Source organism: Enterobacter sp. CPE_E863, from assembly GCF_046521465.1.
GTDB lineage: Bacteria > Pseudomonadota > Gammaproteobacteria > Enterobacterales > Enterobacteriaceae > Enterobacter > Enterobacter adelaidei.
Genome location: NZ_JBKFZX010000001.1, coordinates 1634179 through 1648880 on the forward strand (window position 1 = coordinate 1634179; position 14702 = coordinate 1648880).

Below are 14702 nucleotides of genomic sequence, written 5' to 3' on the forward strand. Positions count from 1 at the left end.
TGCCGGTTCAGACTATCTGCCGGATGTTGAGGCATTTGTTAGTGCGGGATCCCTTAAAATGCGAATATTGCTCGTTGAAGATGATGCCATGATTGGGGAGATTGTTGCGGAGTCTCTGAGAGAAGCTTCATTTGCAGTGGACTGGGTCAAAAATGGCAATGATGCCCTCTCAACCTTTGTTACTCAACATTATGATCTTGTTCTGCTTGATCTTGGCCTGCCAGGCAAGGATGGCTTCAGTGTTATGGCCGGAATGCGTAAACACAGCGCAACGGTTTCGGTTCTGATAATAACCGCACGTGATGCACTGGAGGATCGTCTCAGGGGACTGAATGGCGGGGCCGATGATTATATTATTAAACCCTTTGATTTGAGCGAGCTGGTGGCTCGAATTCATGCTGTTTTGCGCAGAAATGGCGGCAGTGGCTCTCCTGTTCTGACCAACGGCGAGCTGATGCTGGATCCTGACAGCCATGAAGTGCAGGTCACCACTTCCGGCTTGTCCTTTCTGTTATCAAACCGCGAGTTTGCAGTGCTGGAGGCGCTTCTCATCAGACCGGGGGGGATCTTATCCCGCTCTGACCTTGAAGATCGTATCTATGGCTGGGGTGAAGAGGTGGAGAGTAATGCGATAGAATTTTTAATCCACTCACTGAGAAAAAAAATTGGCCGAGACGCTATCAGGAACGTGAGAGGTGTGGGCTGGCTGGTCCCTAAAAGCAAATGATGAAATCAGTTAAATATCGGCTTTCGCTGTCACTTTTTATCGCCATTCTGTTCACCGGGACGATTTCAGGTGCACTCACGTTTTTTCTGGCGCTCGATGAATCCCATGAATTACAGGACAATACGCTGAAACAGATTGCCGTGGTGCTGAAATACTCGTCAGGGAATGAGCGGATTCCTGAACAGATCGGCCGGAGCATGGAAGGGGATAACGAGGAAAAAATTTTGGTTGAATATCTTCCGCATAATGCCGCTCATGTACCCGCCTCAACGATGCATTTTGAATTATCCTCCACAGTGAGCGACGGATTCCTGGATGTGGAGTCAGGGAATAAACGCTACCGTATACTGATCACCCAGTATTCTCCCGAAGCAAAAGTCGTGGTCGGACAGCAATCCGATGTCCGGGACGATATTGCAATTGGCAGCGCTTTGCGTTCTTTGATCCCATTCCTCATTCTGTTTCCGGTGTTTATGTTAGTGGCCTGGTTCGTCGTCAGAAAAGCCTTTATACCGCTTCAACGTGTAGCCGAAGCTGTTTGCTCCCGTAATGACAACGACCTTACACCCGTCAGAGACAAAAACATTCCCGATGAAATACAACCATTTATTATTAGTATAAACGATCTGCTGAGCAGAGTTGATGCGGCCATTCAGACGCAAAAACGTTTTATAGCCGATGCGGCACATGAGTTACGAACGCCTTTAACTGCACTTTCGCTTCAGGCAGAACGACTTTCTGCGTCAGAGATGTCTGAGGAGGCACGTCAGCGGCTCACGGTCCTTCAGACAGGTATCTCGCGTGAAAAAAGACTGCTTGAACAACTGCTTTCGCTGGCCCGCGAACAACAAAATGAGAACAAAGCTCATCACGACTCCGTTGATGTTGTTTCACTGTTTCGCAGCGTAATTGAGACAATCCTGCCTCTTGCGACGGAAAAATATATCGACATTGGTATTCTGCAGTCCTCAGAAACTGAAGCCCTTCCGGTTATTGTTACTGACAAAAATGCCCTTTATACCGCCATTAAAAACGTTACGGAGAACGCGGTACGGTTTACCCCTCCACGGGGACGTATTGATTTGTCAGCAGGACGGGAATGCGATTTTTTAGTTATTGAGGTCGAAGACAGCGGGCCCGGGATTTCAGAATCAGAAAGAGATAAGGTTTTCGGAGCATTTTATCGCGCAGAGGGAACTTCACAGCCGGGTTCAGGGCTGGGGTTATCGATTGTAAAAACCTGCGTTCAACGGCTGGGGGGAAGCATAGCACTCAAAACTTCCGCGCGTTTTGATACTGGTTTGCTTGTTCGCATTTGTATACCGTATAACCTGTGTTAGCCGGAGATTCTTCATCCTTCCGGTTGCAATGTTACTTCCGGAAATGTTTCTTTCATCCGGGCCATACGCATAAAAAATGATAGTCATATGATTTTATGAAAACTACTTCACTTGCGACGTTAACCAGCTGTGGGTTCTGGCTTTTTTGCGCCTGCGGGCTTTTCCGTAAGGTACAACGTGACCAGCTCCCACTTTATTGACAAACAGTTAATGAAGCTTGCATCTGGATGTAAATTACCATGAATTTCCGCTTCTCGCTCATAGCAGAACCTCAGCGCCGCAGTTCGCACTGGATCTGTGCCGGTAACGGACGTTGCATTCCTGCGAATATTGCCTTAAGAGTTAATGTTCGATTGTGATGAGGGCAAAAGCTATGCTACTGGATACGTTAAAAAGACTCGAATGTTCTCTTCATGGCAGCAGGCGGAAAAATCGGGAATGGCTTGAACAGATACTCCATGAGAGATTTAGCGAAATAACGCGTTCAGGCGTATTAGTTGATCGTGCACAGACTATTGAAGCCCTTCTGAGTGAAGATAGCGTCCCAGCTATTATTAGTGGTGATTTCCGGCTTATCAGCGCTGGAGATAATTTCGCAATATTGCACTACAGAACTATCAATCCAGATGGTAGTCGTGCATCCCTTCGTTCTTCATGCTGGGAAACATCTGAGAACGGGCAATGGAAATTGGTATTCCATCAGGGAACACCTGAGGCACAGAGCGGGTAGGTGTCAAATATAACGTCTGCTCCTCGCTCATTTCAGACGCGTCTGGTCTCTTTTACTTTTCATTGTACCGCCTCGATTAGCTCCGGCCCCTGGTTCTTCACATTACCCACGGCGCGCGTCACGGCGTGCCAGATAAATTTGTCAGCTGGCACAGCACCGTCTGCTGCTATCTCCTCAGCTTCTTTCCCGCCTATATCTTGGCGCATCCACTCCCGGGCGGCTTCTGGAGACAAAACAAGTGGCCGACGGTCGTGAATATCTACCAGACCTTTATCTGCTGCCGATGTCACAATGAGAAAACCTTCCGCATCATCGCCGCGTTCAAACGGTGTGCTGCCGATCGCCGCCATAAAAATCGGCTGGCCGTCTGCTCGGTGAATAAAATATGGCTGCTTCTTTTCGCCTTCCTTCTTCCACTCGAACCATCCATCAGCAAAGCAGATTGCTCGGCCATACTGCCAGAGAGGCTTGAACATCCTGCTGGTGGCCGCCGTCTCGACCCGCGCGTTTATCAATGGTGCTTTATCCCACCACCCTGGCGCGTAAGACCACAGAACCGGATCAAGATGCAGCTGCTCGTCGCGTTCGCTCAGCAGCAGAACTTTGGTACCAGGCGCCACGTTGTACCGGCCAATAGGTTCCGGATCATACGCAATGTCACGATCGGCTTCATCGGCCAGGTAAGCCAGATATTCTTCACGAGTTTGGGCTTGTGCAAAACGTCCACACATAGAAACCTCCAGTCAGTCAGACTGAAAGTATAAGGCAGCTAGAAAAAGTAGCGCGCTGGTTAAGTCTTACAAACGGATTCGGGGCGATTATGCTGATGAGCATGGAGTGCGTAAAGCGGTGTGTTACGAAATTGGAAGGAGCTACGCAAAAGAGGGGGATTTTGGGGGCAAAATCGTGCCAGGGGCATGATTTGGGGCGATAAAATGACCATTATTGTCCGATAATGTCCGCACTGTAATAGCTATAAGCTACTGATTAATATATAAGTTGTTGTTTTAATGTTGGTTGTGTTTTTCGCTAAGTAGTCTAACGCTGATTATGTTGTTGTGGGGATAAACATTTAGTAAACCGGGGGAAAGCAACCCTCTTTCCGGGCGGAAAGAGGGTAGAGGGCCTTTACTTCAGTTCATCAACCATGGTGATGGCGCGACCAATGTAATTCGCCGGGGTCATCGCTTTCAGGCGGGTTTTCTCTTCTTCTGGCAATGCCAGACTGTCGATAAACTGTTTCATGCCTTCAGCGTCAACGCGTTTACCGCGAGTCAACTCTTTCAGTTTCTCGTACGGTTTTTCGATACCGTAACGACGCATCACGGTCTGGATTGGCTCAGCCAGAACTTCCCAGTTGTGATCCAGTTCGTCCAGCAGACGGTCACGGTTCACTTCCAGTTTGCTCACACCTTTCAGGGTGGACTGGTAAGCAATCAGCGCGTAGCCAATGCCCACACCCAGGTTACGCAGAACGGTGGAGTCTGTCAGGTCACGCTGCCAGCGGGAAACAGGCAGTTTGCTTGCCATATGCTGCAGCACGGCGTTCGCCAGACCCAGGTTGCCTTCAGAGTTTTCGAAGTCGATTGGGTTCACTTTGTGCGGCATGGTAGAAGAACCAATTTCACCGGCGATGGTTTTCTGCTTGAAGTGGTTCAGCGCGATGTAGCCCCACACGTCACGATCGAAGTCGATCAGGATGGTGTTGAAGCGCGCGATGCAGTCAAACAGTTCGGCGATGTAGTCATGCGGCTCAATCTGGGTAGTGTACGGGTTCCACTGAATACCCAGAGAGGTGACGAACTCTTCGCTGAACTGGTGCCAGTCCACTTCCGGGTAAGCGGCGATGTGGGCGTTATAGTTACCGACCGCACCGTTGATTTTACCCAGAATTTCAACCTGTTCCAGCTGACGATACTGGCGCTCCATACGGTACGCGACGTTCGCCATCTCTTTACCCATCGTGGATGGGGTAGCTGGCTGGCCGTGGGTACGGGAGAGCAGCGGAATGTCGCGGTATTCCACGGACAGCGCTTTTACCGCGTCGATGATTTTACGCCAGTAAGGCAGTACCACATCTTTGCGTGCGGTAGAGAGCATCAGCGCGTGAGACAGGTTGTTGATATCTTCTGATGTGCAGGCGAAATGAATGAATTCAGATACGGCATGCAGAGCAGGCACAGCAGCCACTTTCTCTTTCAGGAAGTACTCAACCGCTTTCACGTCATGGTTGGTGGTGCGCTCGATGGTTTTGATACGCGCGGCATCTTCTTCGTTGAAGTCAGCAACGATTTTATCAAGGTAATCGTTTGCCTGGGCGTCAAAAGCAGGAACTTCCTTGATTGCTGCCTGGGCGGCTAGCTTTTGCAGCCAGCGTACTTCAACCTGAACACGGAACTTCAGCAAACCATATTCGCTGAAGATCCCGCGCAGCGCGCTGACTTTATCGCCATAGCGTCCATCGACAGGGGATACGGCGGTCAGTGAGGATAATTCCATAATTCGCAACTCCGGGAGGTTAACAATGAGCAAGAATTTGTTTTGCCTGAGTAGTCAGGCGATTACGAGAAAACATTAACTGCAGGCGGCCGCCGCCAACCTGATGCCACAGCACAGCGGCGCGGATCCCGGCCAGCAGGGAGGCACGCACTTTTGCCTGGACCTGAGGGCTTTGCAGAACAGCAGGGGAACCGGTGACCTGAATACGCGGGCCAAGTGGGCTAATGACGTCAACATAAATGGCAGCCATGGCACTCAGCAGCGTTTCGGACTGCAGATCAAAATGGTCGAGCTGACGTTGCAACCCGGCAATGCGGTCACCAAGCGTATTGAGCGCACCTTTCGCTGCGCTCAGCTTACGCTCAAGCACCATCAGGCTTAACGTGTAGCGGGTCAACTCTGCGTTTAATCCCTGACGGCTACTGGCGTTCAGCACGCCAAGCAGGGTTTCAAGACCGAGACGAAGATTAGTTTCACTCCCACCGAAGACACCCAGGGTTGAGCCGGGGTTGAGGTCGATAACGCTGTTGAGTGAAACGTGCAGCGCATCAGCGTCGCAATGACCCTGATGCGCCAGCTGTTGCACCAGACGGGCAGACTGGCAAATTCCCGCCAGTGCCAGGGTGATGTCATAGTAGTTCTTCGCCACACGGTCTCCTTTATGTGTGCAATCGTGTTAAACAGCGGTCAGCGGCAGGCGCTGTTCAATGATCCCGCCACCCAGGCAGATTTCGCCGCTATAGAAAACAGCAGACTGACCCGGGGTGACAGCAGCAACAGGCTCGTCGAATCGCACGTCAATGCGATCGTCATCGAGCGCAGTAACAGTGCAAGGAATATCGGTCTGACGGTAGCGCGTTTTCACCGTGCAGCGCAGCGTGCCTTTCAGCGGTTCGCGATCGACCCAGTGCAGCTGTTGCGCGATCAGGCCAACGGACATCAGACGCGGGTGGTCGTGACCCTGAGCGACAACCAGAATATTGTTTTCGACATCTTTGTCGACCACGTACCACGGATCTTCGCTACCTTCTTTCGTCCCGCCGATACCCAGGCCTTTACGTTGGCCTAAGGTGTGGTACATCAGCCCCTGATGCTGGCCAATCTCTTCCCCGTCGACGGTAACAATTTTACCTGGCTGCGCAGGCAGGTAACGCCCCAGGAAATCGCGGAATTTGCGCTCGCCGATGAAGCAGATACCGGTAGAGTCTTTTTTCTTCGCGGTGATCAGGTCCAGCTCTTCGGCGATTTTACGCACCTGCGGCTTTTCCAGCTCGCCGACCGGGAACAGGCTCTGGGCGATTTGCTCGTGGCTCAGCGTATAGAGGAAGTAACTTTGATCTTTGTTACCGTCCAGGCCGCGCAGCAGCTGGCTTTTGCCATTCACATCGGCACGACGCACGTAGTGACCGGTCGCAATGAAGTCTGCGCCCAGATCTTCCGCCGCGAATTCCAGGAAGGCTTTAAATTTGATCTCTTTGTTGCACAGAATATCCGGGTTTGGCGTACGGCCTGCTTTGTACTCTTCCAGGAACAGTTCAAAAACGTTGTCCCAGTATTCTGCGGCAAAGTTAACGGTGTGCAGTTCAATGCCGAGCTTGTCGCATACGGCCTGCGCATCGGCGAGATCCGCAGCGGCAGTGCAGTATTCCTCGCCATCATCTTCCTCCCAGTTCTTCATGAACAGGCCCTCCACCTTATAGCCCTGTTGTTGTAACAGGTAGGCGGAAACGGAGGAATCGACACCGCCGGACATGCCGACGATTACTTTTTTCTGGCTGTTATCTGACATGGAATACTCACGACATTGAACTTCAAGGCGGCGTATTCTATCACGCCCCCCCACCATTGACACCCTCTGTAAACGGCCAGTTAAATTCTCCGATAACATCCAGCGGTAAGCGGCCAGAAGACTGCCAGCAGCGAATGCTTTCCGCAACCAGCGGCGAGCGCAGGTTTGGCGCGTTCAGGATCTCGTCAGCAGTGACCCACAGGCAGCGGTCGATATCATCATCCTGCGGCTCTGTGGCGCACATTTCGTTAAGCTCAACGGCGAATAAAAAGCGCAGGAAAGGCGTGTGGTCAGGCGCTATCCACTGGTGCAGGCGGATGAAGTGCTGAGGTTCGGCATGGACCCCCGTCTCTTCCCACAGCTCGCGTTTTGCGGCCTGCAGCAGCGTTTCGTTTTCTTCGAGGTGTCCTGCGGGTTGGTTCCATAAGGCTTTGCCGCCAATCGTCTCTTCGACGACCAGGAATTTACCTTGCGCGTGAACGACACAGGCGACAGTGACATGAGGTTTGAACATAGTGACTCCTTAGGAGGTAGCGTCCCGCCATTCACCGTTAGCCAGGCTCTCCAGCGTGTAGTTGCCCATGGCGTAGCGAATCAGGCGCAGGGTAGGGAAGCCAACGTGTGCGGTCATGCGCCGAACCTGACGGTTTCGGCCTTCATAAAGGGTAATTTTGAGCCAGCTTGTCGGAATGGATTTGCGTTCGCGGATGGGCGGGTTACGCGGCCACAGCCACTCCGGTTCATTCACGCGTTCAATACCTGCCGGCAAAGTTGGACCGTCATTCAGCGTGACGCCGCTGCGTAATGTTGCCAGCGTCTCTTCATCCGGTTCACCTTCTACCTGTACGAAGTAAATTTTACCCGTGCGCTTCCCCGGCTGCGTAAGCTTCGCCTGTAGGGCTCCGTCGTTAGTTAAGACCAGTAGGCCTTCGCTGTCACGGTCCAGACGCCCGGCAGCATAAACGCCCTGGACTGGAATGTAATCCTTAAGCGTGCTGCGCCCGGCTTCATCAGTGAATTGCGGCAAAACATCGTAGGGTTTATTGAACAAAATAACCCGCTTCGGCTGGCTTTCTTGCGGTCTTCTGGCGGCTTGTCGCGAGCTGAATCGCTCAACCCGGTGTTTTGTAAAAGAAGTTTTCTTCATGGTATTTTCAGGCTCTATCAATTGCCGCATTATAGCCTAATAACGAAGACCTTTCATGGCGTCGGACAATCAGGTACTATCGAAGGGCTCATTACAATTTATTAACATAAGATCAGTAACAACCAGAAGCGCTCGAAGGAGAGGTTAATGGAAAGCAAAGTAGTTGTTCCGGCGGAAGGTAAAAAGATCACCCTGCAAAACGGCAAGATTAACGTTCCTCACAATCCGATTATCCCGTTCATCGAAGGTGACGGTATCGGTGTAGACGTTACCCCGGCAATGCTGAAAGTGGTTGATGCCGCTGTTGAGAAAGCCTACAAAGGCGAGCGTAAAATTTCCTGGATGGAAATTTACACCGGTGAAAAATCTACTCAAGTTTATGGCCAGGACGTCTGGCTGCCAGCGGAGACGCTGGACCTGATCCGCGACTACCGCGTTGCTATTAAAGGCCCACTGACTACACCTGTCGGTGGCGGTATCCGTTCTCTGAACGTTGCACTGCGTCAGGAGCTGGACCTGTACGTGTGTCTGCGTCCGGTTCGTTACTACCAGGGCACCCCAAGCCCGGTTAAGCACCCTGAACTGACCGACATGGTTATCTTCCGCGAAAACGCAGAAGACATCTACGCAGGTATCGAATGGAAAGCTGACTCTGCAGACGCAGAAAAAGTGATTAAATTCCTGCGCGATGAGATGGGCGTGAAGAAAATTCGCTTCCCTGAACATTGCGGTATCGGCATCAAGCCGTGCTCCGAAGAAGGCACCAAGCGTCTGGTACGTGCGGCCATCGAGTACGCCATCACCAACGACCGTGACTCTGTGACCCTGGTTCACAAAGGCAACATCATGAAGTTCACCGAAGGCGCGTTCAAAGACTGGGGTTACCAGTTGGCGAAAGAAGAGTTCGGTGGTGAGCTGATTGACGGCGGCCCGTGGCAGAAAATCAAGAACCCGAACACTGGCAAAGAGATCATCATTAAAGATGTGATCGCCGATGCGTTCCTGCAGCAAATCCTGCTGCGTCCTGCTGAATACGACGTGATCGCCTGTATGAACCTGAACGGTGACTACATTTCTGATGCCCTGGCGGCACAGGTTGGCGGTATCGGTATTGCCCCGGGCGCGAACATCGGTGACGAGTGCGCCCTGTTCGAAGCGACCCACGGTACTGCACCAAAATATGCAGGCCAGGACAAAGTGAACCCAGGTTCTATCATCCTGTCCGCAGAAATGATGCTGCGCCATATGGAATGGTTCGAAGCCGCAGACCTGATCGTTAAAGGCATGGAAGGCGCTATCGCTGCCAAGACCGTGACCTATGATTTCGAACGTCTGATGGACGGCGCTAAGCTGCTGAAATGTTCAGAGTTTGGTGACGCGATTATCGCGAACATGTAATCCAGATTCTGGGTTAAACAAGAGCGGGGGCCTGAGGGTTCCCGTTTTTTTTACCTCTGCCTGCAGGAGACAACACGATGTTAGCCACTGTCCTTATCGCTGTCGTTGCATTCATCCATCTCTACATTCTTGTGCTGGAAATGTTTCTGTGGAACACCGAAACAGGGCACAAGGCTTTTAATCTGCGTCCCGATTTTGCGCGCGACACCCGCGTGCTGGCCGCAAATCAGGGGCTGTATAACGGTTTTCTGGCGGCTGGTCTGCTCTGGAGCCTCTGGCTCGGTGAAAAGGGCGTTCATGTGGCCATCTTCTTCCTGACCTGCGTGTTGATCGCCGGGCTCTTTGGCGCAGCCACCGCCAGCCGAAAAATTTTGTATGTACAGGCCGTGCCCGCTCTCGCTGCGCTGCTTGCGTTACTCATCTGAAGCAATGCTTTGGTTGAGGTAAGGCGTCCGATATACTGATGGCTTTACCCTTACAGGTTAGCAACGAGATAGTTATGAATAACGATATCCCACTGAAATATTATGATATTGCCGATGAGTACGCGACGGAAGCCGCAGAGCAGGTCGCTGAATCAGAGCTCGATGCGCTGGCACATTATTTCCAGCTGCTGCTCACCCGTTTATCAAATAACGAGGAGATCAGCGAGGAAGCCCAGCAGGAGATGGCCACTGAGGCCGGGATCCGTGCTTCCCGCATTGATGATATTGCGAATTTCCTCAATCAGTGGGGGAATGAATAGTCTTCCTCAAAAGCCATTATGCTGATGCTTTGCTATGCAGCTCAGCATCACGCTATCAGACCACATGCATTTTTTACGCAGAATATGTGAAGCGGGGGCGTCGATAAACAACGCGAAAATAACGGTCAGACAGAAAAGTACCACTGGTAATAGTAAGGATAATTTCACGTTTTTAACCAAAATAAGAGTGTGCTTCAGGGTAATCTACCGTCTGATTGTTACAACTATATGTTTTTGGGCGAGGAATGAAAATGCCTGATCCGAAAAAACATGGGCACGCCAGACATCAGTGGCTACCGCGCGACTCCGACAAGTTTCTGCGCCAGCTCACTGCGGGTCAGTGATTTTGAGAAATACCATCCCTGAACCAGGGCATCGGGATATCTGTCGGCAATAAAACGATATTGTATTTCATTCTCTACCCCTTCAAAAACAAGGGATTTGTTCAGTCGGGCAAGGGCATCACTAAAAATAACAAAGATGTTCTGCTTATAATGTTCACTGATGCCATCGACCAGCGATTTGTCGATTTTGATTTCATCATATTCCAGAAGTGACAGTCTGGCCAGATTTGAATTTTGCACACCAAAATCATCTATTGATACCTTTATGCCAAGAGATTTTAATTCCCGACAGAATTCTTCAAGAATATCTACAGTGGAAACGGCCTTTTCAGAGAGTTCGATTTTTATCAAGGAGAGTGGAATGCGATGAATTAAACACGCGCGACGTAAGATAGCAATGAATTGCCCGTCTTCGATTTCCGTTCGGCCAACGTTGAGTGAGACGACCAGTTGATGTTTTGTTGCAAGTGGTGCAATTTCTAAAAGGGATTTTTCGATAATATTAATGTAATATTTTCTATACAGGCCAATCTTCTTGATTAATGGAATAAAAAGCTCCGGGGAGACATCACCGTGTTTTTGATCGTGCCATCTCGACAGAACCTCAATGCCCACTATTTTTTTATCCTGAATTCGAATGATTGGCTGATATTTAACACTGATGGTATTGGTGATGACAGCCTTGACCAGCGTTCGTTCGAGAGAAAAACGGTCTTCATAAATGCGGAAGAAAAAGAACGTTATCGCTACCCAGATAAAATACAAAATGACCACAAGAAACGTAAACACAACGGGAGATAGCGAAGCAAGCCCTGCGTTGTGATGTTTCACAATGACGCATAAATCCCAGAAAGCGCTGCACTGCGTGAGGGTGATGGTAAACAATGTCGAATGCAGCAAGTCCTGTTGCTTAAACGCAGGGGTGGTCGAAAAGAATGTTCTGCCAAAGTCTTTGGTGGTTGCACTCAGAGAGTAGGTAATGGTGCCAACTTACTGATTTAGTGTATGATGGTGTTTTTGAGGTGCTCCAGTGGCTTCTGTTTCTATCAGCTGTCCCTCCTGTTCAGCTACTGAAGGCGTGGTGCGTAACGGTAAAAGTACTGCCGGACATCAGCGCTATCTCTGCTCTCACTGCCGTAAAACATGGCAGCTACAGTTCACTTACACCGCTTCTCAACCCGGTACGCATCAGAAAATCATTGATATGGCCATGAATGGCGTCGGATGTCGCGCCAGTGCACGCATTATGGGCGTTGGCCTCAACACGATTTTACGACACTTAAAAACTCAGGCCGCAGTCGGTAAACTCACGCATACAACCGGGCAGTGACGTCATTGTTTGCGCGGAAATGGACGAACAGTGGGGTTACGTCGGCGCTAAATCACGCCAGCGCTGGTTGTTTTACGCGTATGACAGGATACGGAGGACGGTTGTGGCGCACGTATTCGGTGAACGCACGTTGGCCACGCTGGAGCGTCTTCTGGGCCTGCTGTCGGCCTTTGAGGTCGTGGTATGGATGACGGATGGCTGGCCGCTGTATGAATCACGCCTGAAGGGAGAACTGCACGTTATCAGCAAGCGATATACGCAGCGCATTGAGCGGCATAACCTGAATCTGAGGCAGCATCTGGCAAGGCTGGGCAGGAAGTCACTGTCGTTCTCAAAATCGGTGGAGCTGCATGACAAAGTCATCGGGCATTATCTGAACATAAAACACTATCAGTAAGTTGGAGTCATTACCAGAGAGTAACTCGCTGTAACCGGAGAGAATTTATCGTAAGCGTAGCGGGAGGTGAAGATAATAATGTTATGATAAATTGCCGCGTTACCTGTAAAAAACTCTTTTTTGTCAAACTGGGCCAGAAGAAAGCCCCTTGGGGTTTTATGCAGTTCTGCAGGAAGTGCAACAGGAGTAGCGAGTTTACCCCAAAAAGCAGTACAGACTATTTTTCCTTTCTCTATGAATCCGACGTCACCAAAATAGAGACTGTCGAGTTTTATTTGCCTGTAACTATCAAGACTGGTTTTATCACATCCCTGTGTAGTGATGCTTTTGAGAGCCAGCGCCACGTTTTGGGACAGGTCTTCTGAATATTGTAAAAGCGTATGGGAAATCTCAAGCTGTTTGCTCTTCTGCTGGCTAACGATAACCGCATTGACCGCATAAAGAGACAGGACGACCAGAAGTGTTGAAATGATAGCAACAGCAATGATCTTTTTCATTTTCCCGTTATCCTGTCTGCTCCCTCATTTTACAAATCCTAACACAGACAGGACCAGGCACAAGCCTGATAGTCACGCCCGTTGATCACATTCAGAACGATAACTCATGCAAAAGCATCAGTTTTTTAAGATAGCTTTTGACTAAGCTATTTTTAATGCTATATGCAACGCTGAGTTAAACATAGCGCCTTTTTCAGGAACCCTACTTGTTTTTCTGGTAAGGAAAAATCATGCGCAACCTTATGATGCCCATCCTCTGCGCTTTATTTCTCTTTCTGAGTGGCATGTTAATTATTAACTGGCAGTTATGGCATATGGCTACACTCAGTTACACCCAGACCGCCGCCGCAAGCACTCAAAAAATAGATAATATTCTTGCTGAAGCTGTCAGTGCCGCCAATACCGCTAAGCATGTTGCTGCACAGGGATGTACCCGTGACGGACAGCTGGAGCTGGGGACAGAAGCCGCACTGAAACCGCATCTGCGTGCCGTGATGATCCAGCAGCAAGGCCAAATCATTTGTACCTCACTGCCGGGAAATGGCGTATTAATTGTTCGTCCTCAAACGTTACCCAACGAAACATTGATGCTGTTACCGGGTAATCGACTGGTGAATGGTATTCCGGTTCTCATTTTCCAGATGTCGATCGCGGATGGGCGCGTGATTGTCAGCGTAAGTGACGCACATTTGCGGGATGTGATTGCAAGCGCAACAAATAGCGCTGACATGGCGTTGGTTGTAGGTGAAAGAATGCTTGCGCGCACCGGTGATGTGAGGGACTGGAAAGCCGCCTCATGGGCAGGGGCGTTAACGGCATCGGCGCATTTCCCGTTTAGCGTGGTCTGGCAGCCACCCGCTTTTTTCAGTCTGACGCGATTACTGCAACAAGGATGGAGCCTGATACTGCTCATTCTCGCATTGTCCGTTACGGTTGGATTTTTGATCCGTCGTTACAAGGGGAAAAGCTCCTCATTTGAAGACGATCTGCGGAAAGCCATTTTGCACGGAGAGATCGTTCCTTATTATCAGCCGATCGTCAATGGTGATACCGGTGGGCTGTACGGTGTTGAGGTATTAGCAAGATGGAAGCATCCAAAATCGGGTTTTATCCCGCCGGATGTTTTCATTCCGATTGCGGAACGGAGCGGTTTGATTATTCCTCTGACCAAAGGGTTAATGGCGAAGGTGGTCAACCAGCTAAAGCCGCTTCTGCCTAAGCTACCAGACGGGTTTCACATCGGAGTTAACATCAGCGCCAGACATATCAATGCACCTTCTTTCATTGGTGACTGTCGTGTCTTCGGAAAGGGGTTTCAGGGGAAAGAAGTTAAACTGGTCCTCGAGGTAACGGAGCGTGAACCGTTGATCGATAATCCTCATCTTGTGGAAAATCTCAACACGCTACATAACGCTGGCTTTGTCATTGCACTGGATGATTTTGGGACGGGCTATTCAGGGCTTTCGTGCCTTAATGCACTGGCTATTGATTATATTAAAATTGATAAGAGCTTTGTAAACCGGGTCTCTGAGGAGAAGGATTCAACGATTCTGCTGGACTGCGTCATTGATCTGGCTAAAAAACTGTCATTGCGCATTGTGGCTGAAGGCGTAGAAACGAGGGAGCAACTGGAGTATCTCAACCGTAATGAGATTACCCTTTTGCAGGGATACTATTTTGGTAAGCCCGTCTCCTATATTGACTTTATTAAAGTCATTTTATCTAAGCCCAGGGAGACTATGAGTTTGTAAAATGCAAT

Annotated in this window: 14 protein-coding genes and 2 pseudogenes; 8 read left to right on the forward strand and 8 right to left on the reverse strand. The window is 50.1% G+C overall.

Annotated elements, in window-relative coordinates; genetic code table 11:
- Window positions 1–58 precede the first annotated feature (58 nt).
- From ACLHV8_RS08005 to ACLHV8_RS08015, 3 genes are all read left to right on the forward strand, one after another.
- Window positions 59–727, forward strand: a complete 669-nt coding sequence (locus tag ACLHV8_RS08005; RefSeq protein WP_208595281.1) for a response regulator transcription factor — start codon at window positions 59–61, stop codon at window positions 725–727.
- Window positions 724–2067 (forward strand): ATP-binding protein, encoded by a 1344-nt coding sequence (locus ACLHV8_RS08010; protein WP_208595280.1) that lies wholly within the window; start codon window positions 724–726, stop codon window positions 2065–2067. The genes ACLHV8_RS08005 and ACLHV8_RS08010 overlap by 4 nt, the downstream gene beginning before the upstream one ends.
- Before the next feature lie 373 nt (window positions 2068–2440).
- Window positions 2441–2797 (forward strand): DUF4440 domain-containing protein, encoded by a 357-nt coding sequence (locus ACLHV8_RS08015; protein WP_128569315.1) that lies wholly within the window; start codon window positions 2441–2443, stop codon window positions 2795–2797.
- A gap of 59 nt (window positions 2798–2856) precedes the next feature.
- Here the strand turns inward: ACLHV8_RS08015 and ACLHV8_RS08020 are convergent, their stop codons facing one another.
- The 6 genes from ACLHV8_RS08020 to rluE all read right to left on the reverse strand — a co-directional run bounded on the left by ACLHV8_RS08020 (window position 2857) and on the right by rluE (window position 8262).
- Complete coding sequence (locus tag ACLHV8_RS08020) at window positions 2857–3528, reverse strand: SOS response-associated peptidase (protein WP_208595279.1); 672 nt, start codon at window positions 3526–3528, stop codon at window positions 2857–2859.
- A gap of 397 nt (window positions 3529–3925) precedes the next feature.
- Window positions 3926–5296, reverse strand: a complete 1371-nt coding sequence (gene purB, locus ACLHV8_RS08025; RefSeq protein ID WP_028019014.1) for an adenylosuccinate lyase — start codon at window positions 5294–5296, stop codon at window positions 3926–3928.
- Between the two features lie 19 nt (window positions 5297–5315).
- Window positions 5316–5945, reverse strand: a complete 630-nt coding sequence (gene hflD, locus ACLHV8_RS08030) for a high frequency lysogenization protein HflD (RefSeq protein WP_028019013.1) — start codon at window positions 5943–5945, stop codon at window positions 5316–5318.
- Between the two features lie 27 nt (window positions 5946–5972).
- Entirely contained in the window at window positions 5973–7085 is a 1113-nt protein-coding gene (gene mnmA / locus ACLHV8_RS08035) for a tRNA 2-thiouridine(34) synthase MnmA (RefSeq protein ID WP_128348826.1), read from the reverse strand.
- A gap of 40 nt (window positions 7086–7125) precedes the next feature.
- Window positions 7126–7599 carry an NUDIX hydrolase gene (locus ACLHV8_RS08040; RefSeq protein ID WP_108090186.1) on the reverse strand — a complete coding sequence of 158 codons (474 nt, stop codon included), beginning with the start codon at window positions 7597–7599 and terminating at the stop codon, window positions 7126–7128.
- Between the two features lie 9 nt (window positions 7600–7608).
- Entirely contained in the window at window positions 7609–8262 is a 654-nt protein-coding gene (gene rluE / locus ACLHV8_RS08045; protein WP_028019010.1) for a 23S rRNA pseudouridine(2457) synthase RluE, read from the reverse strand.
- 117 nt (window positions 8263–8379) lie between these two features.
- On the opposite strand from rluE, the gene icd reads away from it, so the two are divergent.
- From icd to ACLHV8_RS08060, 3 genes are all read left to right on the forward strand, one after another.
- On the forward strand, window positions 8380–9630 hold the full coding sequence (icd, locus tag ACLHV8_RS08050) for an NADP-dependent isocitrate dehydrogenase (RefSeq protein WP_028019009.1): 1251 nt from the start codon (window positions 8380–8382) through the stop codon (window positions 9628–9630).
- Window positions 9631–9707: 77 nt separating this feature from the next.
- On the forward strand, window positions 9708–10055 hold the full coding sequence (locus tag ACLHV8_RS08055) for a DUF1304 domain-containing protein (protein WP_129324483.1): 348 nt from the start codon (window positions 9708–9710) through the stop codon (window positions 10053–10055).
- A gap of 74 nt (window positions 10056–10129) precedes the next feature.
- Window positions 10130–10375, forward strand: a complete 246-nt coding sequence (locus ACLHV8_RS08060) for a DUF2543 family protein (protein ID WP_028019007.1) — start codon at window positions 10130–10132, stop codon at window positions 10373–10375.
- Between the two features lie 293 nt (window positions 10376–10668).
- Here ACLHV8_RS08060 and ACLHV8_RS08065 read toward each other — a convergent pair.
- Window positions 10669–11703 (reverse strand): annotated as a pseudogene (locus tag ACLHV8_RS08065) (EAL domain-containing protein); the annotation flags it as partial.
- Window positions 11704–11749: 46 nt separating this feature from the next.
- Between ACLHV8_RS08065 and ACLHV8_RS08070 the strand changes: the two are divergent.
- Window positions 11750–12446 (forward strand): IS1 family transposase gene (locus ACLHV8_RS08070; RefSeq protein ID WP_174491968.1). Its coding sequence is split into 2 segments (ribosomal slippage): window positions 11750–12003 and window positions 12002–12446, totalling 699 coding nucleotides; the frame shifts between segments, so codons are not numbered across the junction.
- Between the two features lie 5 nt (window positions 12447–12451).
- On the opposite strand, the pseudogene ACLHV8_RS08075 reads toward ACLHV8_RS08070, so the two are convergent.
- Window positions 12452–12943: pseudogene (locus ACLHV8_RS08075) on the reverse strand (CSS-motif domain-containing protein); the annotation flags it as partial.
- 230 nt (window positions 12944–13173) lie between these two features.
- Between ACLHV8_RS08075 and ACLHV8_RS08080 the strand changes: the two are divergent.
- Window positions 13174–14694 (forward strand): cyclic diguanylate phosphodiesterase, encoded by a 1521-nt coding sequence (locus ACLHV8_RS08080; protein WP_028019005.1) that lies wholly within the window; start codon window positions 13174–13176, stop codon window positions 14692–14694.
- Window positions 14695–14702: the final 8 nt, after the last annotated feature.